Annotated in this window: 26 protein-coding genes and 3 pseudogenes; 18 read left to right on the plus strand and 11 right to left on the minus strand. The window is 71.1% G+C overall.

The window, feature by feature from the left end:
• Positions 1-46: 46 nt before the first annotated feature.
• Both FVS66_RS06830 and FVS66_RS06835 read right to left on the minus strand, forming a co-directional pair.
• A complete protein-coding gene (locus FVS66_RS06830) occupies positions 47-1,438 on the minus strand; it encodes a metallopeptidase TldD-related protein (RefSeq protein ID WP_149180090.1) in 1,392 nt (463 codons plus the stop codon).
• On the minus strand, positions 1,435-2,958 hold the full coding sequence (locus tag FVS66_RS06835; RefSeq protein WP_149180091.1) for a TldD/PmbA family protein: 1,524 nt from the start codon (positions 2,956-2,958) through the stop codon (positions 1,435-1,437). The genes FVS66_RS06830 and FVS66_RS06835 overlap by 4 nt, the downstream gene beginning before the upstream one ends.
• A gap of 185 nt (positions 2,959-3,143) precedes the next feature.
• On the opposite strand from FVS66_RS06835, the gene fabG reads away from it, so the two are divergent.
• From fabG to FVS66_RS06850, 3 genes are all read left to right on the plus strand, one after another.
• Positions 3,144-3,863, plus strand: a complete 720-nt coding sequence (fabG, locus tag FVS66_RS06840; protein ID WP_149180092.1) for a 3-oxoacyl-[acyl-carrier-protein] reductase — start codon at positions 3,144-3,146, stop codon at positions 3,861-3,863.
• Positions 3,864-3,868: 5 nt separating this feature from the next.
• Positions 3,869-4,636 (plus strand): enoyl-ACP reductase FabI, encoded by a 768-nt coding sequence (gene fabI, locus FVS66_RS06845; protein WP_149180093.1) that lies wholly within the window; start codon positions 3,869-3,871, stop codon positions 4,634-4,636.
• Positions 4,637-4,738: 102 nt separating this feature from the next.
• Positions 4,739-5,119: a hypothetical protein gene (locus tag FVS66_RS06850; RefSeq protein WP_149180094.1), complete on the plus strand. Its 381-nt coding sequence runs from the start codon at positions 4,739-4,741 to the stop codon at positions 5,117-5,119.
• Here FVS66_RS06850 and FVS66_RS06855 read toward each other — a convergent pair.
• Complete coding sequence (locus FVS66_RS06855) at positions 5,082-5,768, minus strand: FadR/GntR family transcriptional regulator (RefSeq protein ID WP_149180095.1); 687 nt, start codon at positions 5,766-5,768, stop codon at positions 5,082-5,084. The genes FVS66_RS06850 and FVS66_RS06855 overlap by 38 nt on opposite strands.
• Before the next feature lie 93 nt (positions 5,769-5,861).
• Here FVS66_RS06855 and FVS66_RS06860 point away from each other — a divergent pair, with 93 nt between their 5' ends.
• The 4 genes from FVS66_RS06860 to FVS66_RS06870 all read left to right on the plus strand — a co-directional run bounded on the left by FVS66_RS06860 (position 5,862) and on the right by FVS66_RS06870 (position 8,350).
• On the plus strand, positions 5,862-7,241 hold the full coding sequence (locus FVS66_RS06860; RefSeq protein WP_149180096.1) for an MFS transporter: 1,380 nt from the start codon (positions 5,862-5,864) through the stop codon (positions 7,239-7,241).
• Between the two features lie 17 nt (positions 7,242-7,258).
• Positions 7,259-7,375 carry an SGM_5486 family transporter-associated protein gene (locus FVS66_RS35755; protein WP_262386842.1) on the plus strand — a complete coding sequence of 39 codons (117 nt, stop codon included), beginning with the start codon at positions 7,259-7,261 and terminating at the stop codon, positions 7,373-7,375.
• 147 nt (positions 7,376-7,522) lie between these two features.
• The gene (locus FVS66_RS06865) at positions 7,523-7,753 is read left to right on the plus strand and encodes a hypothetical protein (RefSeq protein ID WP_149180097.1); all 231 of its coding nucleotides are present in this window, start codon (positions 7,523-7,525) and stop codon (positions 7,751-7,753) included.
• Between the two features lie 78 nt (positions 7,754-7,831).
• The gene (locus FVS66_RS06870; protein ID WP_149180098.1) at positions 7,832-8,350 is read left to right on the plus strand and encodes a histidine phosphatase family protein; all 519 of its coding nucleotides are present in this window, start codon (positions 7,832-7,834) and stop codon (positions 8,348-8,350) included.
• Positions 8,351-8,451: 101 nt separating this feature from the next.
• On the opposite strand, the gene serB is transcribed toward FVS66_RS06870, so the two are convergent.
• Both serB and FVS66_RS06880 read right to left on the minus strand, forming a co-directional pair.
• Positions 8,452-9,657 carry a phosphoserine phosphatase SerB gene (gene serB, locus FVS66_RS06875; protein WP_149180099.1) on the minus strand — a complete coding sequence of 402 codons (1,206 nt, stop codon included), beginning with the start codon at positions 9,655-9,657 and terminating at the stop codon, positions 8,452-8,454.
• A gap of 70 nt (positions 9,658-9,727) precedes the next feature.
• Positions 9,728-11,479 carry a streptophobe family protein gene (locus FVS66_RS06880; RefSeq protein WP_222946903.1) on the minus strand — a complete coding sequence of 584 codons (1,752 nt, stop codon included), beginning with the start codon at positions 11,477-11,479 and terminating at the stop codon, positions 9,728-9,730.
• Positions 11,480-11,776: 297 nt separating this feature from the next.
• Here FVS66_RS06880 and FVS66_RS06885 point away from each other — a divergent pair, with 297 nt between their 5' ends.
• Positions 11,777-14,335: an FHA domain-containing protein gene (locus FVS66_RS06885; protein WP_149180101.1), complete on the plus strand. Its 2,559-nt coding sequence runs from the start codon at positions 11,777-11,779 to the stop codon at positions 14,333-14,335.
• A gap of 67 nt (positions 14,336-14,402) precedes the next feature.
• Here FVS66_RS06885 and FVS66_RS06890 read toward each other — a convergent pair whose 3' ends face one another.
• Complete coding sequence (locus FVS66_RS06890; RefSeq protein ID WP_149180102.1) at positions 14,403-15,209, minus strand: transglycosylase SLT domain-containing protein; 807 nt, start codon at positions 15,207-15,209, stop codon at positions 14,403-14,405.
• Positions 15,210-15,617: 408 nt separating this feature from the next.
• Between FVS66_RS06890 and FVS66_RS06895 the strand changes: the two genes are divergently transcribed.
• From FVS66_RS06895 to FVS66_RS06905, 3 genes are all read left to right on the plus strand, one after another.
• Complete coding sequence (locus FVS66_RS06895; RefSeq protein WP_149180103.1) at positions 15,618-16,763, plus strand: GAF domain-containing sensor histidine kinase; 1,146 nt, start codon at positions 15,618-15,620, stop codon at positions 16,761-16,763.
• Positions 16,756-17,409, plus strand: coding sequence for a response regulator transcription factor (locus tag FVS66_RS06900; protein WP_187645415.1), 654 nt, complete (start codon positions 16,756-16,758; stop codon positions 17,407-17,409). The genes FVS66_RS06895 and FVS66_RS06900 overlap by 8 nt, the downstream gene beginning before the upstream one ends.
• 174 nt (positions 17,410-17,583) lie before the next feature.
• Entirely contained in the window at positions 17,584-17,829 is a 246-nt protein-coding gene (locus tag FVS66_RS06905) for a chaplin (protein ID WP_149180104.1), read from the plus strand.
• Positions 17,830-17,914: 85 nt separating this feature from the next.
• On the opposite strand, the gene FVS66_RS06910 is transcribed toward FVS66_RS06905, so the two are convergent.
• The gene (locus tag FVS66_RS06910; protein ID WP_149180105.1) at positions 17,915-18,703 is read right to left on the minus strand and encodes a hypothetical protein; all 789 of its coding nucleotides are present in this window, start codon (positions 18,701-18,703) and stop codon (positions 17,915-17,917) included.
• A 159-nt stretch (positions 18,704-18,862) separates the two neighbouring features.
• Between FVS66_RS06910 and FVS66_RS06915 the strand changes: the two genes are divergently transcribed.
• The 4 genes from FVS66_RS06915 to FVS66_RS06930 all read left to right on the plus strand — a co-directional run bounded on the left by FVS66_RS06915 (position 18,863) and on the right by FVS66_RS06930 (position 22,033).
• Positions 18,863-19,654 (plus strand): ABC transporter ATP-binding protein, encoded by a 792-nt coding sequence (locus FVS66_RS06915; RefSeq protein ID WP_149180106.1) that lies wholly within the window; start codon positions 18,863-18,865, stop codon positions 19,652-19,654.
• Between the two features lie 74 nt (positions 19,655-19,728).
• Positions 19,729-20,157 (plus strand): NfeD family protein, encoded by a 429-nt coding sequence (locus FVS66_RS06920; RefSeq protein ID WP_149180107.1) that lies wholly within the window; start codon positions 19,729-19,731, stop codon positions 20,155-20,157.
• 112 nt (positions 20,158-20,269) lie between these two features.
• On the plus strand, positions 20,270-21,205 hold the full coding sequence (locus FVS66_RS06925; RefSeq protein ID WP_149180108.1) for an SPFH domain-containing protein: 936 nt from the start codon (positions 20,270-20,272) through the stop codon (positions 21,203-21,205).
• 57 nt (positions 21,206-21,262) lie between these two features.
• Entirely contained in the window at positions 21,263-22,033 is a 771-nt protein-coding gene (locus FVS66_RS06930) for a sulfite exporter TauE/SafE family protein (protein ID WP_149180109.1), read from the plus strand.
• A gap of 53 nt (positions 22,034-22,086) precedes the next feature.
• Here FVS66_RS06930 and FVS66_RS06935 read toward each other — a convergent pair whose 3' ends face one another.
• The 3 genes from FVS66_RS06935 to FVS66_RS06945 all read right to left on the minus strand — a co-directional run bounded on the left by FVS66_RS06935 (position 22,087) and on the right by FVS66_RS06945 (position 24,118).
• Positions 22,087-22,602 carry an HNH endonuclease gene (locus tag FVS66_RS06935; RefSeq protein WP_149180110.1) on the minus strand — a complete coding sequence of 172 codons (516 nt, stop codon included), beginning with the start codon at positions 22,600-22,602 and terminating at the stop codon, positions 22,087-22,089.
• Positions 22,603-22,752: 150 nt separating this feature from the next.
• Entirely contained in the window at positions 22,753-23,292 is a 540-nt protein-coding gene (locus FVS66_RS06940; protein ID WP_149180111.1) for a YbhB/YbcL family Raf kinase inhibitor-like protein, read from the minus strand.
• A 43-nt stretch (positions 23,293-23,335) separates the two neighbouring features.
• Positions 23,336-24,118 (minus strand): sporulation protein, encoded by a 783-nt coding sequence (locus FVS66_RS06945; protein ID WP_149180112.1) that lies wholly within the window; start codon positions 24,116-24,118, stop codon positions 23,336-23,338.
• An 89-nt stretch (positions 24,119-24,207) separates the two neighbouring features.
• On the opposite strand from FVS66_RS06945, the pseudogene FVS66_RS06950 reads away from it, so the two are divergent.
• Positions 24,208-24,456 (plus strand): annotated as a pseudogene (locus tag FVS66_RS06950) (DNA-3-methyladenine glycosylase); the annotation flags it as partial.
• A 23-nt stretch (positions 24,457-24,479) separates the two neighbouring features.
• The gene (locus FVS66_RS06955; protein ID WP_149180113.1) at positions 24,480-25,091 is read left to right on the plus strand and encodes a DNA-3-methyladenine glycosylase; all 612 of its coding nucleotides are present in this window, start codon (positions 24,480-24,482) and stop codon (positions 25,089-25,091) included.
• A 373-nt stretch (positions 25,092-25,464) separates the two neighbouring features.
• Here FVS66_RS06955 and FVS66_RS34840 read toward each other — a convergent pair.
• Positions 25,465-25,713: pseudogene (locus tag FVS66_RS34840) on the minus strand (DUF6879 family protein); the annotation flags it as partial.
• 118 nt (positions 25,714-25,831) lie between these two features.
• Between FVS66_RS34840 and FVS66_RS06965 the strand changes: the two are divergent.
• Positions 25,832-26,212: pseudogene (locus FVS66_RS06965) on the plus strand (DNA-3-methyladenine glycosylase); the annotation flags it as partial.
• Between the last annotated feature and the right edge of the window lie 278 nt (positions 26,213-26,490).

Consider the following 26,490-nt stretch of genomic DNA (forward strand, 5'->3'; position numbering starts at 1 on the left):
CGTGCCTCCTCGATACTTGTCTGCCGGCCCCGTCAGTCTATGGGCGTCACACGCCCTGGCTGACCGAGCTCATGTTGAAATCGGGCACCCGCAGCGGCGGCATCGCGGCGCGCGTGAACCAGTCGCCCCACTCCCGCGGCAGCGTCCGCTCGGTGAGCCCCGCCTCCGTGGCCCGCCCCAGCAGGTCGACCGGCGACTCGTTGAACCGGAAGTTGTTCACCTCGCCGACCACCTCGCCGTCCTCGACGAGATACACGCCGTCCCTGGTCAGCCCGGTCAGCAGCAGCGTCGCCGGGTCGACCTCCCGGATGTACCAGAGGCAGGTCAGCAGCAGCCCGCGCCCGGTCGAGGACACCATCTCCTCCAGCGACCGCTCCCCGCCGCCGTCCAGGATCAGATTGCCCGCGCCCGGAGCCACCGGCAACCGAGTGAGCCCGGCGCTGTGCCGCGTCGTGACCAGGTGCTCCAGCCGGCCCTCCCGGATCCAGTCCACCGGCTCCAGCGGCAGCCCGTTGTCGAACACCGACGCGTCGTCGCCCGACGAGTGGGCGATCACGAACGGCGCCGACTCCAGGCCCTGCTCGGCCGGGTCGCTGCGCAGCGTCAGCGGCAGCGCCGCCAGCTGCTCCCCGATCCGGGTGCCGCCGCCCGGCCGCGAGAACACGGTCCGGCCCTCCGCCGCGTCCCGGGCGGCCGCCGACCACTGCTGGTAGATCAGCAGGTCGGCCACCGCGGTCGGCGGGAGCAGTGTCTCGTACCGCCCGGCCGGCAGCTCGACCCGACGCTCCGCCCAGCCCAGCCGGCGCGCCAGCTCCTCGTCCAGCCCGAGCGGGTCCACGTCCGCGAAGTCCCGCGTGACCCGGCCCGCCCACGCCGAACGCGTACGGTCCGGGGACTTCGCGTTGAGCTCCAGGGTCCCGTTCGGCTGATCGTGCCGGAGCCGCAGCCCCGTCGACGTACCCAGATACGTGGAGGTCAGCTCGTGGCTGGCGAACCCGTACAGCTCCCTGCCCCCGGCCCGGGCCCGCCCGAACGCCTCGCCCAGCGCGGGCGCGAAGCCGTCGAACACCGCCGAAGAGGTCTCGTCCGGCGCGTCCCGGAAGTCCGGTGCCTCCGGAACGCCCGCCACCAGCGGCTGCGCGTCCTCGGCCGGGCCCGCGGCCCGCGCCGCCGCCTCGGCCGCCCGTACCAGCGGCTCCAGCTCCTCGGCGGTCACCGCCGACCGGGACACCACACCGGACGCCGTGCCCTCCGCGCCGGCGACGGTGGCGACGACGGTGAGGGTGCGGCCGCGGGTGACGCCGTTGGTGGTGAGCGCGTTCCCGGCCCAGCGCAGATTGGCGGAGGAGTGCTCGTCCGCGATGACCACGCACCCGTCCGCGCGGGACAGCTCCAGGGCCCGCTCGACGATCTCGTACGGCTTGCTGACGCGGCTCATCGCCCGGCCTCCTGCGTGGTGTTCAAGATGTTGACGCCCCGGAAAAGGGCCGACGGGCAGCCGTGCGAGACCGCCGCGATCTGGCCCGGCTGGGCCTTGCCGCAGTTGAACGCGCCGCCCAGGACGTACGTCTGCGGCCCGCCGACCTTCTCCAGCGAGCCCCAGAAGTCCGTCGTCGTCGCCTGGTACGCGACGTCCCGCAGCTGGCCGGCCAGCCGCCCGTTCTCGATCCGGAAGAACCGCTGCCCCGTGAACTGGAAGTTGTACCGCTGCATGTCGATCGACCACGACCGGTCACCGACCACGTAGATGCCGCGCTCCACGCCCCCGATCAGGTCCTCCGTCGAGAGCCCGCCAGGCTCGGGCAGCAGTGACACGTTCGCCATCCGCTGCACCGGCACATGCGACGGCGAGTCCGCGAACGCACAGCCGTTGGACCGGCCGAGCCCCGTCAGCCGAGCGATCCGCCGGTCCAGCTGGTAGCCGGCCAGCACCCCGTCCTTGACCAGGTCCCACGACTGCGCCTCGACGCCCTCGTCGTCGTACCCGACCGTCGCCAGACCGTGCTCCGCGGTCCGGTCGCCGGTCACGTTCATCACGGGGGAGCCGTAGCGCAGCTTCCCCAGCTGGTCGAAGGTCGCGAACGACGTCCCCGCGTAGGCCGCCTCGTACCCCAGCGCCCGGTCCAGCTCGGTCGCGTGCCCGATCGACTCGTGGATGGTCAGCCACAGATTCGACGGGTCGACGACGAGGTCGTACGTCCCCGCCTCCACGCTCGGCGCGCGCATCTTCTCGGCGAGCAGCCCCGGGATCCGCTCCAGCTCCGCCTCCCAGTCCCAGCCGGTGCCGGTCAGATACTCCCAGCCGCGCCCGACCGGCGGCGCCAGCGTCCGCATCGACTCGAACTCGCCCGTCGTGCCGTCCACCGCGACGGCCGTGAGCTGCGGGTGCAGCCGCACGCGCTGCTGCGTGGTCACGGTCCCCGCCGTGTCCGCGTAGAACTTGTTCTCGTGGACGGTGAGCAGCGAGGCGTCCACATGGGCCACGCCCTCAGCGCGCAGCAGCCGCGCGCTCCACTCCGCCAACAGCCCGCTCTTCTCGGAGTCCGGCACGCTGAACGGATCGATCTCGTACGAGGACACCCACGTCCGCTCGGAGTGCACCGGCTCGTCCGCCAGCTCGACCTTCTCCTCCGAACCGGCCGCCGCGATCACCCGCGCCGACAGCTTCGCCATGGCCACCGCCTGCGACGCGACCTTCGCCGCCGCGTCCATGGACAGATCGACCCCGGACGCGAACCCCCACGCCCCGCCGTGCACCACCCGCACCGCGTACCCGAGGTCCGTCGTGTCCGACGACCCGGCGGGCTTCGCGTCCCGCAGCCGCCAGGCCGCGCTGCGCACCCGCTCGAACCGGAAGTCGGCGTGCTCCGCGCCGAGCGCCCTGGCCCGCGCGAGCGCCGCGTCGGCGAGCGCCCGCAGCGGCAGCGCCGTGAAGGCTTCGTCGATGGAATGAGGCACCAATGTCTCCTGTCCTGTGCGACCGGTCGCCCCGCATCATGTCGTGCCGGGCCGCGCGATGCCCACCTTTTCTGTAGGGACCCGACAGGGACTCCCCCGAGCGACTGTCAGGGGCCGATTCTCCGTACGACCGGCCGGACCGATAGGTTTTCGAGGAACGACACAGCTAGGGAAAGGGTGATCCGATGAGCCGCTCGGTTCTCGTCACCGGAGGTAACCGGGGCATCGGCCTCGCCATCGCCCGCGCTTTCGCCGACGCAGGCGACAAGGTCGCCTTCACTTACCGGTCCGGCGAGCCGCCCGCGGAGCTTCTGGAGCTGGGCTGCCTGGGCGTGCGCTGCGACATCACCGACTCCGAGCAGGTGGAGACCGCCTACAAGGAGATCGAGGAGAAGCACGGCCCCGTCGAGGTCCTGGTCGCCAACGCCGGCGTCACCAAGGACCAGCTTCTGATGCGGATGTCCGAGGACGACTTCACCGCCGTCCTTGACACCAACCTCACCGGCACCTTCCGCGTCGTGAAGCGCGCCAACCGCGGCATGCTGCGCGCCAAGAAGGGCCGCGTCGTGCTCATCTCGTCCGTCGTCGGGCTGCTCGGCTCGGCCGGTCAGGCCAACTACGCCGCCTCCAAGGCGGGCCTGGTGGGCTTCGCCCGGTCGCTCGCCCGGGAACTCGGCTCCCGCAACATCACCTTCAACGTCGTCGCACCCGGCTTCGTCGACACCGACATGACGAAGGTGCTCAGCGAGGAGCAGCGCGCGGGCATCGTCGCCCAGGTGCCGCTGGGCCGCTACGCGCGGCCGGACGAGATCGCGGCCGCGGTGCGCTTCCTCGCGTCGGACGACGCCTCGTACATCACTGGAGCCGTCATCCCCGTTGACGGCGGATTGGGCATGGGTCACTGAGTCACATGAGCGGAATTCTCGAGGGCAAGCGCATCCTCGTCACCGGTGTGCTGATGGAGTCGTCCATCGCGTTCCACACCGCCAAGGTGGCCCAGGAGCAGGGCGCCGAGGTCATCCTGACCGCGTTCCCCCGCCCCACCCTGACCGAGCGCATCGCCAAGAAGCTGCCGAAGCCGGCCACGGTGTTCGAGCTCGACGTCACCAACGACGAGCACCTCGGCCGTGTCGAGGAGGTCGTACGCAAGGAGCTCGGCGGCCTGGACGGCGTCGTGCACTCCATCGGGTTCGCCCCGCAGGACGCGCTCGGCGGCAACTTCCTCAACACGCCGTTCGAGTCGGTGTCCACGGCGATGCACGTCTCGGCGTTCTCGCTGAAGTCCCTGGCCATGGCCTGCCTGCCCGTCATGGAGAACGGCGGCTCGGTGGTCGGTCTGACCTTCGACGCGCAGTTCGCGTGGCCGCAGTACGACTGGATGGGCCCGGCCAAGGCCGCCCTGGAGGCCACCAACCGCTATCTGGCCCGGGATCTCGGCAAGCAGGACATCCGCTGCAACCTGATCTCCGCCGGCCCGATCGGCTCGATGGCCGCCAAGTCCATCCCGGGCTTCGGTGAGCTGGCGAAGGTGTGGGACGAGCGGTCCCCGCTGGAGTGGGACATGGCCGACCCGGAGCCGGCCGGCCGCGGTGTCGTCGCCCTGCTGTCGGACTTCTTCCCGAAGACCACCGGCGAGATCGTCCACGTCGATGGCGGCGTGCACATCATGGGCGCCTGACCAGGCACTTTCCATACGAGGCCGCGCGACCGTCACCCGATCGGCGCGCGGCCTCGGCGCGTCTGCGTCACACTGGCCGAGCAGCGTGAAGGAGGTGTGACTGTGCGAACGAGACACCACCGACACCATCGACACCACCGGTATCCCCGGCGCCACCGGGCGGCGGCTCTGGCCGCGGTGTCGGTCCTGGCCCCGGTCCTGCTGGCGTCCGCCGCCGCGGCCGACGACCGGGGGAACGCGGGCGCCTCGTGCCGTACCGAGGTCGACGGCTCCCGGGTCACCGCGTACTGCCACAACCCCTATCCCCGCACCGATCGCGTCCAGCTGCACGTCGAATGCGCCCGCTGGTGGGACGTCGACGCGGACAGCAGTCCCGTCGCGGTCGCGCCCGCAGCCCATGTCGAGCTGACCGAGCGCTGTTGGAAGGAGGTCCGGGCCGCCTGGGTCAGTCACCAGACCGTTCCGGGCTCCGGAGGCACATGAACGGATAGCTCGCGGCCTCCGTCGCCGCCGTCCCCGCGTCGCCCGCGCGGATCGCCTCCACCAGCCGCCCGTGGTCCATATGGTGCTCCGGCCGGAGCTCCTGGCCCACGTCGTCGCGGAGCCAGGCGCGCAGCAGATGGCCCAGGTCGGCGTAGAGCTCCGTCAGCACGTCGTTGTGCGAAGCGGTGACCACGGCGAGGTGGAACGACGAGTCGGCCGCCACGAACCGCTCCGCGTCGCCCGTCTCCCATGCCTCCTCACGCCGCGCGAGCAGCGCGTCCAGCTGCCGCAGGTCCCGCTCGGTACGGCGCTCGGCGGCCAGCCGGGCGGCCGACGACTCCAGCGTCGAGCGCAGTTCGGCGACGTGCCGCGGGTCGGCGTCCGCGAACCGCCGGTGCATCACCCCGGCCAGCTCGCTGGTCGCGACGACGTAGGTGCCGGAGCCCTGCCGGATGTCCAGCAGGCCGTTGTGCGCGAGCGCCCGCACCGCTTCGCGGACCGTATTGCGGGCCACGCCCAGCTGCTCCACCAGCTCCGGCTCGGTGGGGATGCGCGAGCCGACCGGCCACTCACCCGACGTGATCTGGTTCCGCAGCTCCGCGATCACCTGGTCGGAGAGCGCCGACCTGCGGGGTGAGCTGAGCGCCATGGTTCTCCCTCGTCTCGTCCGTCTCGTCCGGGGCTGTACATCGTCTCGTACAGGATTGGACAACCAATCATCCCATGATTCTATGATGAGGCCATGTCCGACGAGCCGGAGACCCCGACCCGAAGCCCTGCACGCCCCGCGTCCCGTCCGTTCCCGGCCGCGCCACCCGCGCCACCCGCGCGGACGACGACCGCCGCGCCCACCGGGGTCTGGTTCAGCCGTCTCCTGGTCGTCGGACTCGTCCTCGCCGCGCTCAACCTCCGCCCCGCGATCACCAGCCTCGGCGCGCTCCTCGAAGAGGTCCGCACCGGCCTCCATATGAGCGGCGGTGTCGCCGGCGTCCTCACCTCCGTGCCGCCCCTGTGCTTCGCGGTCTTCGGCCTCGCCGCGCCCCGCCTCGCCCGCCGGTTCGGCGCCGCCACCGTCGTCTGCGCCGGGATGGCCGCCATCGCCGCGGGCATGGTCGTCCGCCCCTTCGCCGACGGCACCGCGGGTTTCCTCGCCGCCAGCGCCCTCGCCCTCATGGGCATCGCGGTCGGCAACGTCCTGATGCCCGTCATCGTCAAGCGGTACTTCCCCGACCGCGTCGGCACGATGACCGGCCTGTACTCCATGGCCCTGGCGCTCGGCACGTCCCTGGCCGCCGCCGTCACCGTTCCGCTGACCCAGGCGCTGGGCGGCAGCTGGCGCACCGGTCTCGGCGTGTGGGCGGCCCTCGCCGTCCTGGCCGTACTGCCGTGGACCGCCGTCGTGCGCGACCGCCGCCACGCCGCACCGCCCACCGGCGCTCCCGCCACCCACACGGCCCACACGGCTCCCGTCACCCACACGGCCCACACTGTTCCCGCCGCGCCCGACGCCTCCCGTACCGCCTCCCGTACCGCTGCCCCGGCGCCCCGGGTCGTCCGCAGCGGCACCGCATGGGCGCTCGCCTGCTTCTTCGGGCTCCAGGCCACCGGCGCGTACATCACCATGGGCTGGATGCCGCAGATCTTCCGCGACGCGGGCGTTCCGGCGGGCACCGCCGGTGTCCTGCTGGCGGTCACCATGGTCATGGGCGTCCCGCTCGCCTTCGTCATCCCGCGCGTCGCCGGCCGTATGCGGCAGCAGGGCCCGATCGTCGTCGTACTCGGCCTGTCGGGGCTCGCCGGGTACGCCGGACTGTTCGCCGCCCCCGCGGCCGGGGCCTGGCTCTGGGCGGTGCTGCTCGGCATCTCGAACTGCGCGTTCCCGCTCGCCCTCACCATGATCGGCATGCGGGCGCGGACGGGCGGCGGCGTCGTTCGGCTCTCCGCCTTCGCACAGAGTGTCGGCTACCTCATCTCCGTCCCCGGCCCGATCCTGGTCGGCGCCCTGTACCAGCACAGCGGCGGCTGGACCGCCCCGCTCGCCCTGATGACGGCCCTGATCGTGCCGCAGATGGTGGCCGGTGTGCTGGCGGGGCGGGACCGGACGATCGAGGACGAGGCGTGAGGTGCGAGACTGGCTCCATGCCTGTGCTCGACCCGAACCCCAAGAACGGCCAGACGAAGCTGCTCGTCGTCCTCGGCGCGATGCTCGCGATCGGTGTGGTCATCGGAATCATCGCCTCGATCGCCTCACCCTGACAGGACGGTGGGGACAGCTCCACCGTCCCCTAGGGGGAAAGGGTCAGGGTGAAGTGGGTGGATCACCTGATGGGCCCGGCACCGCGTGCTCCGTAGCGTGGAGAACACCTCGGCACCACGGACCCCGCGACGACGACGGAGGCGGCCATGTCGGCCCGTACGCCCACCCGCACCCGCACCCGCACCCACGCCACTGTCGGCACCACCGGCTCAGCGGGCGTCGACGTCCGGCTGCCCTGGTGGGGCGTCGCCCTCCCCGTGGCCGCCTTCGCCGTACTCTTCCTGCTGATAACCGGCCCGGGCAGTGCCCAGGCCACGGGCGGCGAGCCCGCGGGGGGCCGGATCCTCGAACAGATCCAGATCACGCTCGCGCGCTAGAGAGGGCCCCTTCACCCCTGCGCCCCGGACCGGTCAACACCCTGCGCCCCAAGGTCCGTTTCATGCGAAGCTGGGGTCATGAGCGTCGATACACCTCGCAGGATCGTGCTACTCCGGCATGCGAAGGCGGAATGGTCCCAGGAATCCGACCACGAGCGTCCGCTCGCCGACCGCGGACGCAAGGACGCCCCCGTGGCCGGACGCTGGCTGGCCTCCGCCGGCATCACCCCCGATCTGACCCTGTGCTCGACCGCCCTGCGCACCCGCGAAACCTGGAAACTCGTGGTCCACGAGCTGCCCCAGCGGCCCAGGACCGTATACGACGAGCGGATCTATGAGGCATCCCTCGGCGAACTGATCGCGGTGCTCAACGAGACCTCCGAAGACGTACGGGACCTCCTTGTCGTCGGCCACAACCCGGGCATCCACGCCCTCGCCGACGCGCTCTCCGGCGACGCGGAGGGCGACCTGCTGTCCCGCATGAACCGCAGCGGCTTCCCGACCTCGGCGGTGGCCGTCCTCACCTTCGACGGCACGTGGAAGTCCGTGGAGCACGGCGTCGGCAGGCTCGTCGCCTTCTGGGGGCCCCACGAGTGACGGCCTGGGCGTCACGCCCGAAGCCTGACGGCGGAAGACGGAGGAGGCCCGGACACCCTGAGCGGTGTCCGGGCCTCACGTCATCCATGACGTCCCCGTACTCAGATCAGTTCGGCGTCCGCCGCCTCGACCTCTTCCCGGGTGACGCCCAGCAGATACAGCACGGTGTCCAGGAACGGCACGTTCACCGCGGTGTGGGCCGCCCTGCGCACCACGGGCTTGGCGTTGAACGCCACCCCGAGCCCGGCCGCGTTGAGCATGTCCAGGTCGTTCGCCCCGTCGCCGATGGCGACGGTCTGGGCGAGCGGTACGCCCGCCTCGGCCGCGAACCGGCGCAGTAGCCGCGCCTTGCCCGCCCGGTCCACGATCTCACCGGTCACCCGGCCGGTCAGCTTGCCGTCGACGACCTCCAGCGTGTTGGCGGAGGCGAAGTCCAGGCCGAGGCGCACCTTGAGGTCGTCCGTGACCTGCGTGAACCCGCCGGACACCACGCCGACCTGGTAGCCGAGCCGCTTCAGTGTACGGATCAGGGTCCGCGCGCCCGGGGTGAGCCGCACCTCCGACCGCACCTTCTCCACGACCGACGCGTCCAGGCCGGCGAGCAGCGCCACGCGCGCGTGCAGCGACTGCTCGAAGTCCAGCTCGCCGCGCATCGCCGCCGCCGTGATGTCCGCGACCTTGTCCTCGCACCCGGCGTGCGCCGCGAACAGCTCGATGACCTCGTCCTGGATCAGCGTCGAGTCGACGTCCATGACGACCAGCCGCTGAGCCCGCCGGTGCAGGCCCGCCGACACGACGGCGACGTCCACCCCGATCTCGTGCGCCTCGGTGGCGAGCGCGGTCCGCAGCGGCTCGGTCTCGGCACCGGACACCGCGAACTCGACGGCGGTCACCGGGTACTTGGCGAGTCGGAAGATACGGTCGATGTTGCCGCCGGTCCCGGTGATCGTGGCCGCTATGGCCGCCGTGTTCTCCGCCGTCAGCGGGTGCCCGAGCACGGTGACATGCGAACGCCCATGACCGCGGGGGCGGTTGTCACCCGTACCGGAGATGATCTCCGCCTGGAGCTTCAGCGACTCCGCCCAGCTGTGCACCGTGGCCCGCAGTTCGCCCTCCGTGCTCACGGTCGGCTCGGTGACGAGCGCGCACAGGACGATACGGCCACGCGTGACGACCTGCTCGATGTCGACGACATCGACGGCGAACGCGGCGAGGGTGTCGAACAACCCGGCGGTGATCCCGGGGCGGTCCTTCCCGAAGATCTTGACGAGAAGGGTGGGGACGTCTGAGGTCTGTGATGCGCTCATGGTCCTTCCACCGTATCGGCCCCGCCGCGACGGGGCCGCCCCCGTCCCGCCTTACGGACACCCCGGCCCCCTAGCGCTGTCGGCCCTCGCCCGGCCGCCCCGGCGGAGGGGGACCCTCCGGCGGCAGCTCCGGCGGCCGCACGGGCCGCGACACGGTGGGCGCCTCATGAATCCCGGCGCCCGCCCCACCGTCGGGCGGCCGCAGATAGGGGTTGGTGTCCGGGTTCGGCGGCCGGTAGGACTCCGACGGCCTGTACGGCCCCGGCCCGCCGTCCGCTCCGGCCGAGCGACCCACCCGGGCCCCGCTTTCCGCGCCCGCCCCGCTGTCCCCGCCGTCCCCGCTGTTCCCGCCGTCCGGGCCGGTCGCGTCGCCCGCCGTCGGCCTCGGGCCGGCCGCGTCCGCCGCGCCGGACCCGTGCGCCGCCCCCTCCCCGTACCAGTCGTCGCCCACCACCACGCCCGGCAGCGCCGTCCACCGGCCCGCCAGGTGCGTCGCGTACGCCGTCAGGGCACCCGCCGCTCCGTAAGCGGCGCCCCAAACAAGGCCCAGCAGCCCGGCCCGCCAGGCGTCGCCCCGCAGCAGGAGCTCGGCGTCGAAGACCTCGTGGCGCAGGACCGACACCGACGCGTCCGCCGATACCTCCGCCGGCCGGCCCAGCAGGGGCAGCGCCACCGCCCACACGGCGGCGGACCGCACCGCGCACCGCCCCGCGAAAGCCACCGCCCCGAGGCCCGCCCGGGGCGTACGCGCGGCCGCCAGCACACCGCCGCCCAGCATCACCGCACCCAGGGCCACCGCCCCCGGCCACACCCGCCCGTCCAGCGCGGCCAGCCCCTCCAGGGTCACCGGCTCGTGCGCGGACGCCCGCAGCAGCGCGCCGAGCGGATCCGGCACCAGGCCCGCGAGCGCACCCGACGCACGGCCCTCCCACGGCACGAACAGCCCCAGCGACAGCCCCGCCCACGCCCCGTTCGGCGCACCCAGCAGCGCCGCGCCCAGCACCCGCCCCGGCCGCTCGGCGCCCACCGCCGCGTACCCCGCGACCGCGTACCCCGAGGCCGCCACCACCAGTAGGACCACCACCATCGCCGACACCGCCGGCCGCACCACCCGCCGTACCGCGTCCCAGCCGCGTCCCGGCGGCAGTGGCGCGCCCGGCGCGGCGACCAGCGCGACCACCAGGACCGCCAGCGCCCACAGGGCCGCGCCCGCCACGGACCGGTCGAGGTCGACGGCGAAGGCCACCGTCACCTTCGGCGCGACGACATCAGCGATTCCGTCCGGCCACAGCCCGCCGATCTCCCCGAGCCCGGGGACCCGGATGCCGCCCGGCTCACCGCCGCCCGGCGCAGCCGGGTGGCCAGGCACCGGCCACGCCCCGTCGACCACCGCCGTGTCCCGCCCCACGCGCGCCAGCCCACCCGCGGCCGCCGCGAACAGCACCACCACCCCGCCCGTCCGCGCGGCCAGCTCACGCCCCGCCACGAACGCCCCCGCGCCCCGCAGACCCCGCAGGAAGACCGCCGACAGCAGCAGCGCACCCACCAGCCCGACCCCGAGAGGCAGTACGCCCGCCACCAGCTCCGACGTCCCGCCGCGCGCCCCCAGCGCCGACACCTCCGCCGACGACGTCACCGAACCGCCCGCCGAGAGCGCCACCACCGCCGCCGTCGGCGGACCGAGCGGAGCCACCGCGTCCATGTCCAGCAGCCGTAACGCAGACGCCGCGACACCCGCCATTCCCGCCACGGCCCACCCGACCGCGGCGATCGAGGTCACGATCACATCACCCCACGGCGCACCCTGCGCATCCCCCCGCATTCCGGTGCTTCCCGGCACGCCCCGGCCGTTCACCCCCATCAGGACCCCCCGATCTACCCTGAGTTGCCCCCATTCATGCGAAATCCGCCGCACTCATGGGTGCTTACCACTCTCCGGGCGTGTTTCGCCGCCGTCAACGGGCGCTCCCCGTACGGCACGCGCGGCCCTGCGCGCGGTCTTCACACCGCCCGACTTTCTTATCCGGGACCGGTCCTGAAATAGTTCCCCCTCGATGTTCGCCATCCCTAGACTCCCAGCGACGGGGGTACCTCGGGGGACAACTACGTGGGGCATGGAGTGCCGGAACTCGTACTGGAACTGAACGGAAGGACCTGGACCCTCGATCCGTCCAGGTCGTACACCCTCGGGCGGGACCCGCAGGGTGACGTGGTGATCGACGACGCCAGGGTCTCGTGGCGGCACGCCACCATCAGCTGGGGTGGCCGGAGTTGGGTCATCGAGGACCACGGATCCACCAACGGCACCTATGTGCAGGGTCAGCGGATCCACCAGATGGAAATCGGACCGGGTGCCACCGTGCACCTCGGCAACGCCACCGACGGCCCGCGGCTGAGTTTCGCCGGTGCCACCGCGGGCGCGCCCGCCGGAGCCGCGCCGGCGGCGGCAGCCGGTGCGTACAACGCCCAGGCCTCGCAGGCCCAGCTGCAGGCATGGCCCGGCCAGCACCAGGCGCCCGCCCCGCACCAGCAGCAACCGCAGCACCAGCAGCCGCAGCAGCCGCAGCACCAGGGCGGCGGCTGGCAGAAGCCGCCCGAGCAGCAGATCCCGCACCAGCAGGGCGGCGGCGCGGCGGCCCGTCAGGAGGCCGCGTCACCCGCGTACGGGGACCGCAGCCCCACGACGTTCCACCAACTCGCGCTGGGCCGCGTCATGCGGATCGGCCGTGCGCTGGAGAACGACCTGGTCGTCTCCGACCTCCAGGTCTCGCGCAACCACGCCGAGTTCACCGCCCACCCCGACGGCCGCTTCGAACTGCGCGACCTCGGCGCGCACAACGGCACGTACGTCAACGGCCAGCCGATCGCCAAGTCGGGCACCGTCCTCATCGGCCCCAACGACATCGTCGGCGTCGGTCACTCGACGTTCCGTATCGTCGGCGACCGGCTCGAGGAGTTCGTCGACACCGGTGACGTCTCCTTCTCGGCCCGCCACCTCACCGTCACCGTCGACGGCGGCAAGCAGATCCTCAAGGACGTCTCCTTCGGCGTCCCGGAGAAGTCGCTGATCGGTGTCATCGGCCCGTCCGGCTCCGGGAAGTCGACGCTGCTCAAGGCGCTCACCGGCTACCGCCCGGCCGACCAGGGTGACGTGCTCTACGACAACCGCAGCCTGTACAAGCAGTTCGCCGAGCTGCGCCAGCGCATCGGTCTGGTCCCGCAGGACGACATCCTGCACAAGGAGCTGACCGTCAAGAAGGCCCTCAAGTACGCGGCCAAGCTCCGCTTCCCCGGCGACACCGCCGAGGCCGAGCGCGAGGCCCGCATCGACGAGGTGCTGCGCGAGCTCAAGCTCGACATCCACAAGGAGAAGAAGGTCACCTCCCTCTCCGGTGGCCAGCGCAAGCGTGTCTCCGTCGCCCTGGAGCTGCTGACCAAGCCGTCCCTGATCTTCCTGGACGAGCCGACATCCGGCCTCGACCCGGGCATGGACCGCGATGTGATGCAGCTGCTGCGCGGCCTCGCCGACGACGGCCGCACGGTCCTCGTCGTCACCCACTCCGTGGCGGAGCTCGGCCTCTGCGACAAGCTGCTCGTGATGGCCCCCGGCGGCTCCGTGGCCTACTTCGGTCCGCCGGAGGAGGCACTGAACTTCTTCGGGTACGAGACGTGGGCGGACGTCTTCTCGGCTTTCGAGAACTACCGCGACTACGACTGGGCCGGCCGCTGGAAGGGCTCCCAGCACTACCAGCTGTACGCGGCGGACATCGACGCCGTCGCCGCGCAGCCGGTCCAGATGCCGGCGCAGTCCGCCGCCAAGCCACCCAAGCCGCAGAGCTGGGGCGCCCAGCTGTGGACCCTGATCCGCCGCTACGTCTCGGTGATCGCCTCCGACAAGGGCTTCCTGGGCCTGATGGTGATCCTCCCGGCGGTCCTCGGCGCGGTCTCCGTCGTCATCCCCGCCGACTTCGGCCTGGCACCGCCCACGCCGCCGTCCCGGTTCAACGGCGACGCCGGCACGATCATGCTGATCCTCGCGGTCGGCATGTGCTTCTCGGGCGCCGCCAACTCCGTACGAGAGCTGATCAAGGAACGGGTCATCTACGAACGGGAACGGGCCACCGGCCTGTCCCGCTCGGCGTACCTGATGTCCAAGGTGATCGTCCTCGGTGTGATCACGGCCTTCCAGGGCATCATCATCTGCGCCATCGGCTTCATCCCGCGCGACCTGCCCGCCGAGGGCCTGCTCATGCCGCCGGCCGTCGAGCTGTGCGTCGTCGTCATCGCGCTCGGCCTCACGTCGATGATGGTCGGCCTGGTCATCTCGTCGCTGGTGAAGACCGCCGAGAAGACCATGCCGCTGCTGGTCATGTTCGCCATCGTCCAGGTCGTGTTCACCGGCATCCTGTTCAAGGTGTACGGCTCGCCGGGCCTGGAGCAGTTCGCCTGGCTCATGCCGTCCCGCTGGGCCATCGCCGGCGCGGGCACGACCCTCGACCTGGCGCGCCTGATGCCGCCGTGGGACCGCGAGAACCCCACCGACCTGGACCCGCTGTGGGAGCACAGCGCCGGCCAGTGGGGGATCAACATCTCGGTGCTGCTGGCCATGGCGCTCGTCCTGGGCATCCTCGTGGCGCGGCTGCTGCGCCGCCACGAGCCGGAGGTCATGCGCAAGTGACCGGCGCCACGCGCGCGTGAAGGGCGGCACCCCGCACGGGGTGCCGCCCTTCCGGCGTCTACGCGGATCAGTACGCGCTGTTGACGTTGTCCATGGAGCCGTAACGGTCGGCCGCGTAGTTGCAGGCGGCGACGATGTTGGCGACCGGGTCCCACTGGCTCTTCTTGGTGCCGGGGACGTGGTAGGCGTCGAACGTCGGCTTGATGACCTGGAGCAGACCGATCGACGGGACGCCGTTCTTGGCGTTGATGTCCCAGTTGTTGATCGCGTTCGGGTTACCGCTGGACTCCCGCATGATGTTGCGGTGGATGCCCTCGTAGGTACCCGGGATGTTGTGCTTCTTCATGATGTCGAGCGCCTCGCGGATCCAGCCGTCGAGGTTGTTCGCGTACACCGGCTTGCGGGCGGCGGCACGGCTCGCGGCGGCCTTGGCGGCGGCGCGCTTCTTCGCCTCGGCCTCGGCCTTGGCCTTGGCGGCAGCGGCGGCCTTGGCCTTGGCGGCGGCCTCGGCCTTGGCGGCAGCGGCGGCCTTGGCCTTGGCGGCGGCCTCGGCCTTGGCCTTGGCGGCAGCGGCGGCCTTCGCCTTGGCGGCAGCGGCGGCCTTCGCCTTGGCCGCCGCCTCCGCCTTGGCCTCGGCCTGCAGCTCGAACGAAGTCTTCTGCCCGGCGATGCCGGCCTGCAGTTCCGCGGTCGTATAGCCGCTCCAGGCGGCGGCCGGGGCGGCGGCCACCTCCTTGACCTCGGCCTCGGCCGACCCGCTGGCCGGGACGAGGGTGAAGCCGAGGGCGGCGGCGCTGATGGCGGCCACACCCGCGAGGGAGAGCTTGTGGTTCTTCTTGAGACGGCTGAGACCAGACGTGCTGGACGGGGACATACAGTCGTACCTCTTCGAATAGCGGGAGTCGCACGCCGGGGCGGCGCTGCGCCTGCTCGGCGGGCGACGGCTGCAATTCTTAGCGGCAGCAAAATCGTGTGGCAAAGGTGTGACCTACGACCCCGGGTAGTGGATCAGGAGCTCCCGCGGGAGGCGTCCCGGCGGCCTACACACTCGCTCGACCAGCATTGATCGGATCCCCGTCCGCGCCACTACGGACGTTCGTAAGTGATCTGGCTCCTATGTGCGGGCTCACACAGGACGAGTGGTGGCCTCACCAGGAGTTGCGTCGGCAATGCGCAGTGTGAGGGCGCTTTCCGGCGGGTCGGAGGGCCTAGGTCCTCCGACCCGCGCGCCGCCGTCCACAGGCGGATACGGACTGTCACCCTCCGTGGGTAACGTGAACGCATGACCGATCGACCACGCTCCGGCCTCGCCGCGGTGAGCACGGCCCTGCTGGAGATGAGCAGGCAGCTGGAGGTCCGCGACGTCCTCAAGACGATCGTGGCGTCCGCCCGCGATCTGCTCGACGCCGAGTACGCCGCCCTCGGCGTCCCGGACGACCACGGCGGCTTCGCCCAGTTCGTCGTCGACGGGATCAGCGACGAGCAGTGGAAGGCCATCGGCCCGCTGCCCCGCCAGCACGGCATCCTCGCGGCGATGCTCCACAACGAGAAGCCGGAGCGCCTCGCCGATGTCCGCGAGGACCCCCGCTTCGAGGGCTGGCCCGCCACCCACCCCGACATGTCCGACTTCCTGGGCCTGCCCGTCCGCGACGGCGGCGAGACGATCGCTGCGCTCTTCCTGGCCAACAAGCGCTGCCCCGCACCCGGCGGCGGCTGCGGCTTCACCGCCCAGGACGAGGAACTGCTCGGCATCCTCGCCCAGCACGCCGCGATCGCCCTCACCAACGCCCGGCTGTACGAGCGCAGCCGCGAACTCACCATCGCCGAGGAGCGCTCCCGGCTCGCCCACGAGCTGCACGACGCCGTCAGCCAGAAGCTCTTCTCGCTGCGGCTCACCGCACAGGCGGCCGCCGCCCTCGTCGACCGCGACCCCGTCCGCGCCAAGGGCGAGCTCCAGCAGGTCGCCGCCCTCGCCGCCGAGGCCGCCGACGAGCTGCGCGCCGCCGTCGTCGAGCTCCGCCCGGCCGCCCTCGACGAGGACGGCCTGGTCCACACGCTCCGTACGCACGTCCAGGTCCTCGACCGGGCGCACACCGCGCGGGTCACCTTCGACGGCGGCGGCATACGGGCCCTGCCCGCCGCCCAGGAGGAGGCGATGCTGCGCGTCGCCCAGGAGGCCCTGCACAACGCCCTGCGCCACTCCGCCGCCGACGCGGTCACCGTCCGGCTGGTCCGGTGCGGCCAGGGCGCGCGGCTCACCGTCACCGACGACGGCAAGGGGTTCGACCCGCGCGCCGTCCGCCGGGCCGGCCGCCACCTCGGTCTGGTCTCCATGCGCGACCGGACCAGCGGCGTCGGCGGCCGCCTCACCGTGCACTCGGCGCCCGGCGAGGGCGCCACGATCGAGATGGAGGTCCCCGGTGGCTGACAGAAGCATCCGTATCCGGGTCCTGCTCGTCGACGACCACCAGGTCGTCCGCCGCGGCCTGCGTACGTTCCTGGAGGTCCAGGACGACATCGAGGTCGTCGGCGAGGCCGCCGACGGCGCCGAGGGCGTCGCCCGGACCGAGGAGCTCCGTCCCGACGTCGTCCTCATGGACGTGAAGATGCCCGGCACCGACGGCATCGAGGCCCTCCGCAAACTGCGGGAGCTGGACAACCCCGCCAAGGTCCTGGTCGTCACCAGCTTCACCGAGCAGCGCACGGTCGTCCCGGCCCTGCGCGCGGGCGCCGCCGGGTACGTCTACAAGGACATCGACCCGGACGCCCTCGCCGGCGCCATCCGTTCCGTACACGCGGGCCACGTCCTGCTCCAGCCGGAGGTGGCCGGGGCGCTCCTCAGCCAGGAGGAGTCCAACGGCGGCGCCGGCGGCCGCAGCGGCACCCTCACGGAACGGGAGCGCGAGGTCCTCGGCCTGATCGCCGACGGCCGCTCCAACCGGGAGATCGCCCGCGCCCTCGTCCTCTCCGAGAAGACGGTCAAGACGCATGTCTCGAACATCCTCATGAAACTGGACCTCGCCGACCGCACCCAGGCCGCCCTGTGGGCCGTCCGCCACGGCCTGACCGGCTGAAGCCCAGGCGGACCGACAACAGCCGACCGACAACAGACGAGAAGGTTGTCCTCCCATCAAAGATTCATACCGTCGGGTGTATATCACCCGTCCGGCGCAACCTGTCGGGCGCCCGGCCGTTCTCCATGGCGTGCTGCGGTGATGGCCGCAGCGATGGCTAGGAGGAAATTTCCAGTGAAGAACCTGAAGAAGGCCGCTGCTGTCACCATGGTCGCCGGAGGGCTCGTCGCCGCCGCCGCGGGTGCCGCGTCCGCCACCGGCGGCGCGCACGCCGACGGTGTCGCGGTCAAGTCCCCGGGCGTGGGCTCCGGCAACCTGATCCAGGCCCCCGTGGATGTCCCGGTGAACGTCAACGGCAACACCGTGAACGTCATCGGCGCCCTGAACCCGGCCTACGGGAACACCTCCGTCAACCACTGACGGCCGAGAGCATGACCTCCCCGGCCCCCCAGGCTCCACCTGGGGGGCCGCCCCGTTCCCACCCCCGCGCGGCGAAGGCCGTCACTCAGGCCCGGCCCCGCTCCTTCTCCTCCACATACGCGTTGAACGCCGCCACCTGCGCCCGCCGCGCCACCCGCTCCACCGGCCGCAGCGCCGCCGCCCGCGCCGCCATCTCCGACGCGCTCACCGCGCCGCCGTGCCCCTTCTCGTACGCCAACGAGATCAGCAGCGCCACCCGCTGCGCCAGCTCCAGCACCCGCACCGCGCGCGGCGGATACCCCGGCGCCAGCACCTCACGCCCCGCGTGCGCCCGCGCCCGGTACGCGTCCAGCGCCGCCTCCGCCACCTGCCCGGACCCGGCCACGTTCAACCGCGTCAGCACCACCGTGGCGTCCCGCAGCGCCTCCGCCAGCTCCCGCTCCGCCTCACCCAGCGACGGCACGTCCGCGGGCGGCGCCTCCCGCACCGGCAGGCAGTGCCACACCACCTCCACATGCAGATCCCCCGCGGGGCCCACCGCGGTCACCTCCGGTACCAGCCCGAACCCCGCCCCGTACCCGACGACGGCCTCCTCCGCCTCCAGCGCCCGCGCGTTGAAGTCCGGCGGACCGCTGAGCCCCAGCGGATGCCCGGGCGCGGGCAGCGCCACCCGCCACCCCGTGATCCCCAGCGACCGCAGCCGCCCCAGCGCCAGCGTCAGCCCGACCGGCCCCGGCTCGCCCGGCAGCCCCTCCACGCGGTGCACCGCGTCGTCACCGACGATCGCGGTCACCGCGTCGTCCGGCGACACCAACCCGGCCAGCAGGGCGTTCCCCCATGCGGCCATCCGTCCTGAACGTGGTTCCGAAAGCATGCCCCCACCCTAGGTACTGGCCCCTCCACCAGTGGCGTAGGTTTTCCCTGGGAACTTGCGCCCGCCGCAACCGTGGCGATCAGCGCAGGCGACGCAGGCCACGCAGGCTACGCAGGCGACAACGACGAAGACTCGACCGCAAGGGGAGACAACGCGCTCATGAGCGATGTACTGGAGCTGGTGGACGTATCCGTGGTCCGCGACGGACGTGCTCTGGTGGACGAGGTCTCCTGGTCGGTCAAGGAGGGCGAGCGCTGGGTCATCCTCGGCCCCAACGGCGCGGGCAAGACCACCCTCCTGAATCTCGCCTCCACCTACCTCTTCCCCACCCGCGGCAGCGCGAGCATCCTCGGCGAGCAGCTCGGCAAGGTCGACGTCTTCGATCTGCGCCCCCGTGTGAGCATGGCCGGCATCGCCATGGCCGAGAAGCTCCCCAAGCGCCAGACCGTCCTCGAGACCGTGCTCACCGCCGCGTACGGCATGACCGCAACCTGGCAGGAGGACTACGACGCCGTCGACGAGGACCGCGCCCGCGCCTTCCTCGACCGCCTCGGCATGTCCGACTTCCTGGAACGCAGGTTCGGCACCCTCTCCGAGGGCGAGCGCAAGCGCACCCTCATCGCCCGCGCCCTGATGACCGACCCCGAGCTGCTCCTGCTCGACGAACCCGCCGCCGGTCTCGACCTCGGCGGCCGCGAGGACCTCGTCCGCCGGCTCGGCCGCCTCGCCCGCGACCCCTACGCGCCCTCCATGATCATGGTCACCCACCATGTCGAGGAGATCCCACCGGGCTTCACCCACGTCCTGATGATCCGTCAGGGCAAGGTGCTCGCCGCGGGCCCCGTCGAGACCGAGCTGACCTCCCGCAACCTCTCCCACTGCTTCGGCCTCCCCCTCGTCGTCGAGAACGTCGGCGACCGCTACACCGCCCAGGGCCTGCCGCTCTCCTGACGAGGCCGAAGGGCCCGCCCCCATGGGGCCGTTGCACCCTGTCCCCGAAGAGCACACGGTCCTACCATGACGTTGTGGAAATCGACGCATGGGTCTGGTGGCTGATCGGCGCGGTGGGGCTGGGCATCCCGCTCGTGCTCACCGCGATGCCCGAATTGGGAATGTTCTCCGTCGGGGCGGTCGCCGGAGCCGTCACCGCGGGTCTCGGCTTCGGCGTGGTGCCCCAAGTGGTCGTCTTCGTCGTCGTCTCGGTCGCGCTCCTCGTCTTCGTACGGCCCATCGCGGCCCGGCACCTCGCGGGGCAGGCCCAACACGCCACGGGAGTCGACGCCTTGAAGGGCCGACAAGCGACCGTCCTGAAGCGGGTCGACGGCAGCGGCGGACGGATCAAGCTCGCCGGCGAGGTCTGGTCCGCCCGCTCCTACGCCGCCGACCAGACCTTCGAACCGGGGCAACAGGTCGACGTGGTCGAGATCGACGGGGCCACCGCCCTCGTCATGTGACGTATCGCCATATGACATAAGCGGTCAACTGACCGAACGGCCCGCATGACCACCCGCCGTCTGGGAAAATCGATCATCGACATCAACGGCAGCGAAGGGCACGGGGAGCACGATGCCATCAGTCATCATCGTTCTGGTCATTCTGGTGGTGCTTGTCTTCATCGCCCTGATCAAGACGATCCAGGTCATCCCACAGGCCAGTGCCGCCATCGTGGAGCGCTTCGGCCGCTACACGCGCACCCTCAACGCGGGCCTCAACATCGTCGTGCCGTTCATCGACACGATCCGCAACCGCATCGACCTCCGTGAACAGGTCGTCCCCTTCCCGCCCCAGCCGGTCATCACGCAGGACAACCTCGTCGTCAACATCGACACGGTCATCTACTACCAGGTGACCGACGCCCGCGCCGCCACCTACGAGGTCGCCAGCTACATCCAGGCCATCGAGCAGCTCACCGTCACCACCCTCCGCAACATCATCGGCGGCATGGACCTGGAGCGGACCCTCACGTCCCGTGAGGAGATCAACGCGGCCCTGCGCGGCGTCCTCGACGAAGCCACCGGCAAGTGGGGCATCCGCGTCAACCGCGTCGAGCTCAAGGCGATCGAGCCGCCGACCTCCATCCAGGACTCGATGGAGAAGCAGATGCGCGCCGACCGTGACAAGCGCGCCGCCATCCTCACCGCCGAAGGCATCCGCCAGTCCCAGATCCTCACGGCCGAAGGCGAGAAGCAGTCCGCCATCCTCCGCGCCGAGGGCGAGGCCAAGGCCGCCGCGCTCCGCGCCGAGGGCGAGGCCCAGGCCATCCGCACGGTCTTCGAGTCCATCCACGCCGGCGACCCCGACCAGAAGCTGCTCTCCTACCAGTACCTCCAGATGCTCCCGAAGATCGCCGAAGGCGACGCCAACAAGCTCTGGATCGTGCCCAGCGAGATCGGCGACGCCCTCAAGGGCCTCTCCGGCGCCTTCGGCAACCTCGGCGGCGGCACCCCCGGCTTCAACACCGGCGGCAAGGAGCAGCGTCGAGAGGAACCCCGCGTCGACTGACCCGACGGCCCTCGTGCATGATCGGTTCACCGATCACCGATCCTGTACGGGGGCGCAGTGACGATCTGGGAGATGCTCGCCGTGTTCGCGGCCGGGGTCGGCGCGGGCACGATCAACACCATCGTCGGCTCGGGAACGCTCATCACGTTCCCCGTCCTCCTCGCCACCGGACTGCCCCCGGTCACCGCCACCGTCTCCAACGCCCTCGGCCTGATCCCCGGCTCCATCAGCGGAGCCATCGGCTACCGCGCCGAACTCGCCGGGCAGCGCGCCCGCGTCGTACGCCTGGGCGTCGCCGCGGCCGTCGGCGGACTCTGCGGCGCCGTCCTCCTCACGCTGCTGCCGTCCACCGCGTTCGAGACGATCGTCCCCGTCCTGGTCGCGCTGGCCCTCGTCCTCGTCGTACTGCAGCCCCGCATCACCCGGGCCGTGCAACGCCGCCGCGACCGTACGGGCCGGACCGACACCGCCCGCGACGGCGGCCCCCTCCTCTTCGTCGGCCTGCTCCTCGCCAGCGTCTACGGCGGCTACTTCACCGCCGCCCAGGGAATCGTCTACCTGTCCCTCATGGGCATGCTGCTCAACGACTCCCTGCAGCGCCTCAACGCGGCCAAGAACGTCCTCGCGGCCGTCGTCAACTCCATCGCCGCGCTGTTCTTCGTCTTCGCCGCCCACTTCGACTGGACGGCCGTCGCCCTGATCGCCGTCGGCTCCACCATCGGCGGCCAGCTCGGCGCGCGGGTCGGCCGCCGCCTCCCCGCCAAGGCCCTCCGCGTCCTGATCGTCGCCATCGGCGGGGCGGCCATCCTCCAACTCACCACAGGATGACGAGAAGCCCGCCCCCCGACGGCACACGTAGGGGCGGGCTCCACCGATCACCTTCAGGCCGCGGCGGTCTGCCGGTCCGTCAGCCACTCGGGAAGCTCCGACCGCTCGCCGGACCGCAGCGCCAGCAGCATCGCGTCCGCCGGGCTCGGTACGAACGGCTGGTGCAGCAGCGGCATCCCCGCCTCCTCCGGCGTACGGTCCGCTTTGCGGTGATTGTCCTCGGCGCAGGACGCGACCGTGTTCAGCCAGCTGTCCGCACCCCCGTGCGACCGCGGCACCACATGGTCCACCGTCGTCGCCCGCCGCCCGCAGTACGCACACCGGTGCTGGTCCCGCACCAGCACACCCCGCCGCGACCACGGCGCGTGTCTTCGGAACGGAACCCGTACGTACCGGCACAGTCTGATCACCCGCGGTACGGGAAGATCCACCGCCGCCGCACGCACCCGGAGCGCCGGATGGGCCTGCTCGACAACAGCCTTGTCCTGCAGCACAAGCACCACCGCACGGTGCAACGAAACCGTCGACAGCGGCTCGAAGCTCGCGTTGAGAACCAGCGTGTTCCGCATTCTGCCCACCTCCATGTGCGGCCCGCCTCCTGACGCGCCTGGATCAACTCTGGCGGGGCGGCACGGGACGGACAACGCAATATCCGCGAGCAGAAAATGCCCGCCCCCGGCCTCGTACAGGCCAGAAGCGGGCAAACGGAAGGCGAACGTTCAGCTCTCCGCGGGTGTCTCGTACTCACCGATCAGCTGGGCACGCGCCAGTGTGTGGAACCGCAGATTGAAGCCGACCACCGCCGGGGACACCTCCGCGTCCGGCCCCAGCTTCTCCGAGTCCACCGCGTACACCGTGAACACATACCGGTGCGGCCCGTCCCCGGCCGGGGGCGCGGCCCCTCCGAAGTCCTTCGAGCCGTAGTCGTTGCGGACGTGCACCGCACCCTCGGGCAGCCCCTCGAACTTCCCGCCGCCCGCACCCGCCGGCAGCTCCGTCACCGACGCCGGGATGTCGAACAGCACCCAGTGCCAGAAGCCGCTGCCGGTCGGTGCGTCGGGGTCGAAGCAGGTCACGGCGAAGCTCTTCGTCTCCGCGGGGAAGCCCTCCCACCGCAGCTGCGGCGACGTGTTGCCCGCCGCGTGCACCTGCGCGTCCGCCAGTACACCCCCCGGCTCGATGTCGTCGCTCACCACCGTGAACGACGACACCGGCGGATGGAAGTCATGGGGGAGCGGCGCCCTCTTCGCATCGGCCACGTCAGAACCTCCGATTCCCTTTGAATTTTCGATTCTCCCGAGCCTAGAGCCAGTTGCGGCGCCCGCCGACATCGGCGAGCCACTGGTTCAGGTACGCGGCCCAGTCGGTGTTCCGGAAGTCGTTCAGCCCGACCACGAAGGAGCGGTACGAGTCGCTTCCCTCGGTGAACAGACCGCCCTTCTTGTCCATCTCCAGCACGACGTCCATCTCGCGCTCGTCGGCGACGAACGACAGCTCCACCTGGTTCAGCCCCCGGTACTGCTGCGGCGGCAGGAACTCGATCTCCTGGTAGAACGGCAGCTTCTGCCGCGTACCCCGGATGTGCCCCCGCTCCATGTCGGCGTTCTTGAAGCGGAAGCCCAGCTGGACGAAGGCGTCGAGGATCGCCTGCTGCGCCGGCAGCGGATGCACGTTGACCGGGTCCAGGTCCGTCGAGTCGACGGCCCGGGCGATCGCCAGCTCGGTCGTCACACCGATGTTCATCCCGTGCAGCTGGTGCCCCGCGATGGAGGTCACCGGCGTCTCCCACGGGATCTCCAGACCGAACGGCAGCACGTGCACCGCACCCGCCTGCAGCGTGAAGGCGCCACCGAGCTGCACCTTCGCGAACTCGATGTCCTGCTTGACCTCCTGGTCGCCGCTCTCCACCTCGACCCGCGCCTGGAGGCCCATGGACAGGCGCTGGATCTCCTGGTCCACCGAACCGCCCTCGATCCGCACCTCACCCTGGACGACGCCGCCAGGCACCACATTCACCTCGGTCAGCACCGTCTCGACGTTGCCACCGCCCGCACCCAGGCTCGCGAGCAGCTTCTTGAAGCCCATGTCCACTCCTTGTCGGTCCTCAGTCACGTATGCGTACGCGCGGAAGACCGTAGCCGGTTCCGCGCGCCGCCCCAGTACGCTCGTTCAACATGATCGAGAGCCCCGACCGTACGCCGCTGCCCCGGGGCTTCTTCGACCGCCCCGTACTGGAGGTCGCCCCGGACCTGCTCGGCCGGACCCTCGTACGGATGACGGACGACTGCCTCATCGAGCTCCGCCTCACCGAGGTCGAGGCATATGCCGGCGAGGCCGACCCAGGCTCCCACGCCTTCCGGGGCCGCACGGCGAGAACCGCGGTGATGTTCGGACGCCCCGGTCACGCGTACGTCTACTTCACCCACCACACGTCAAGGCAGTCGGCATGAACGTTGACCTCCTCTCCCATCCTGCTGAAGAGGTTGCCCCCAAGCTGCTCGGGTGCGTCCTCACCTGCAAGACCCCCGAGGGAACCGTGAGCATCGCCATCACGGAGACCGAGGCGTACTCCGGTACGGCTGACCCGGCTTCCCATGCCTACCGAGGACAGACACCCCGTAACGCCGTCATGTTCGGACCCGCAGGACACCTGTATGTCTACCGGTCCCACGGTCTTCACTGGTGCGCCAACATCGTCACCGGGACGGAAGGCATCGCCTCAGCTGTCCTCATTCGGGCAGGGAGGGTCATCGAGGGGGAAGACCTGGCACGCGAGCGGAGAGGGGGGAGGGTCGAGAGCCCACGCCTTGCTCGGGGTCCGGGCAACTTCTGCCAGGCACTCGGCATCAAGGCAGAGCACAACGGCACAGACCTGCTGACGGGCGCCTCGGTCGTGCTGTCCGAGGGCGAGCCGGTACCCGCTGCGCTCATCCAGGTTGGCCCTCGGGTGGGCGTGAGTAAAGCCCATGACTGGCAACACCGGTTCTACCTGGCCGGTGATCCAACGGTCTCCGCGTACCGGCTGAGCCCGAGAGCCAAGCCGTCCGCCGGGGCCTGAGCCGCTGTGCGCCTTGCCCACGGCCCGCCGGTGTGTCGGCGCGGAGTTGGGCGTTGGCTCGGGTGACGGCGACGCCGAGGCACTGCCGACAGTCCGTGACGGGGTCCGGGTCTCCCCCCGGAAGGGTCAGGTTCACCGGCACTGCCATCGTCGTCTTGGGCGTGCTCATCCGTGCGACCTCCCGACTGTTCGCTTGCCGAAGGATGATTCCCCGGGGTGCGCACGGGGTGGCGCTTCAGTCGCGAAGTCGACTGAAGTCATACACGGCAAGCGGCGGACCACTCGGCGAGCCGAGCCCGAAGGTCTTCGCCGAAGAGGGCGTGCTCCTCGTACCCGGCGAACTTCAGGTACGCCTGAACATCTCGGCCGTCGCCATCCAGAAGTCCCCGACATCCGGCAACGGGTTCTCCCGCTCGGTCACGTCAAGGATGCGGACGTCCTCCCCGGCGAGCATGTGCGGTGCGTAGTACCGGGAGAACTCGAAGCGCAGGTAATCGGAGAGCGGTCGAGTCAGGACGTGCACTCGACCCTTGCTCCTCCCCTCACCCCGCAACCGCTTCAGGTCCTCCGTGTACGCCGACGAGTAGGTGTCCGGGTCGACGCGCTTGCCTGCGCGGAAGGCTTCGACGGTCGACGTCACACCTGCCGATGCCCGTCCGCAGGGTCGACGCGTCGATGTCTCCTACAGCGAACATCTCCGCGAGGGCGGTGCGCCTCTCGGATGCGGCGGTTTCCTCAGCCACTGCCTGAACCTGGTGTGCGGGCCCGAGGGGATGGCGAGCGGTGTCCTGCTGCGCGCCGGCGAGATCCACGTCGGCCAGGAGCCGGCCCGTCACCGACGCGTTTCGGCCCGGTACGACAAGGAACTGGCCAAGGGCCCGGCCCGTCTCGCCACGGCCCTGGACGTCGACCGCACGCTGGACGGCACCGACGCGTGCGACGGCCCCGGCTCCCCGCTGTCCATCCTCACGGGCGCCCCGGTACGCCCTGATCAGGTGTGCACCGGCCCCCGCACCGGAGTGGGCGGTGAGGGGGCCGGTCGCCCCTGGCGCTTCTGGATCGACGGCGATCCGACGGTGAGCCCGTACCGGGCCCACACACCTCGTCGGCGAGGGACTTGACTCGGGGCACCGAACCGCCTAATGTCGACCGAGCCGCAAGAGCCGGGGCACGCTGTATCAGCACCTCCGGGGGCGGCCAACCCACTACCTAGCGATCTTCCCCAGACTGGGGTGGCTTCCGGCGTGCCGGAATTCATTTCAGGGGCTCGGTTATGAGCACTCCGGGAAGTCCGCTAAAGTAGCGGAAGCCGAAAGGCGAAAGGCCCTCCAACGGCCATCGGAAACGAAATCCGAACCGGAAACGGAACGGAAAACGGATCTGGTAAGGTTGGAAACAC

The organism is Streptomyces sp. TRM49041 (assembly GCF_008271805.1).
Taxonomy (GTDB): Bacteria; Actinomycetota; Actinomycetes; order Streptomycetales; family Streptomycetaceae; genus Streptomyces.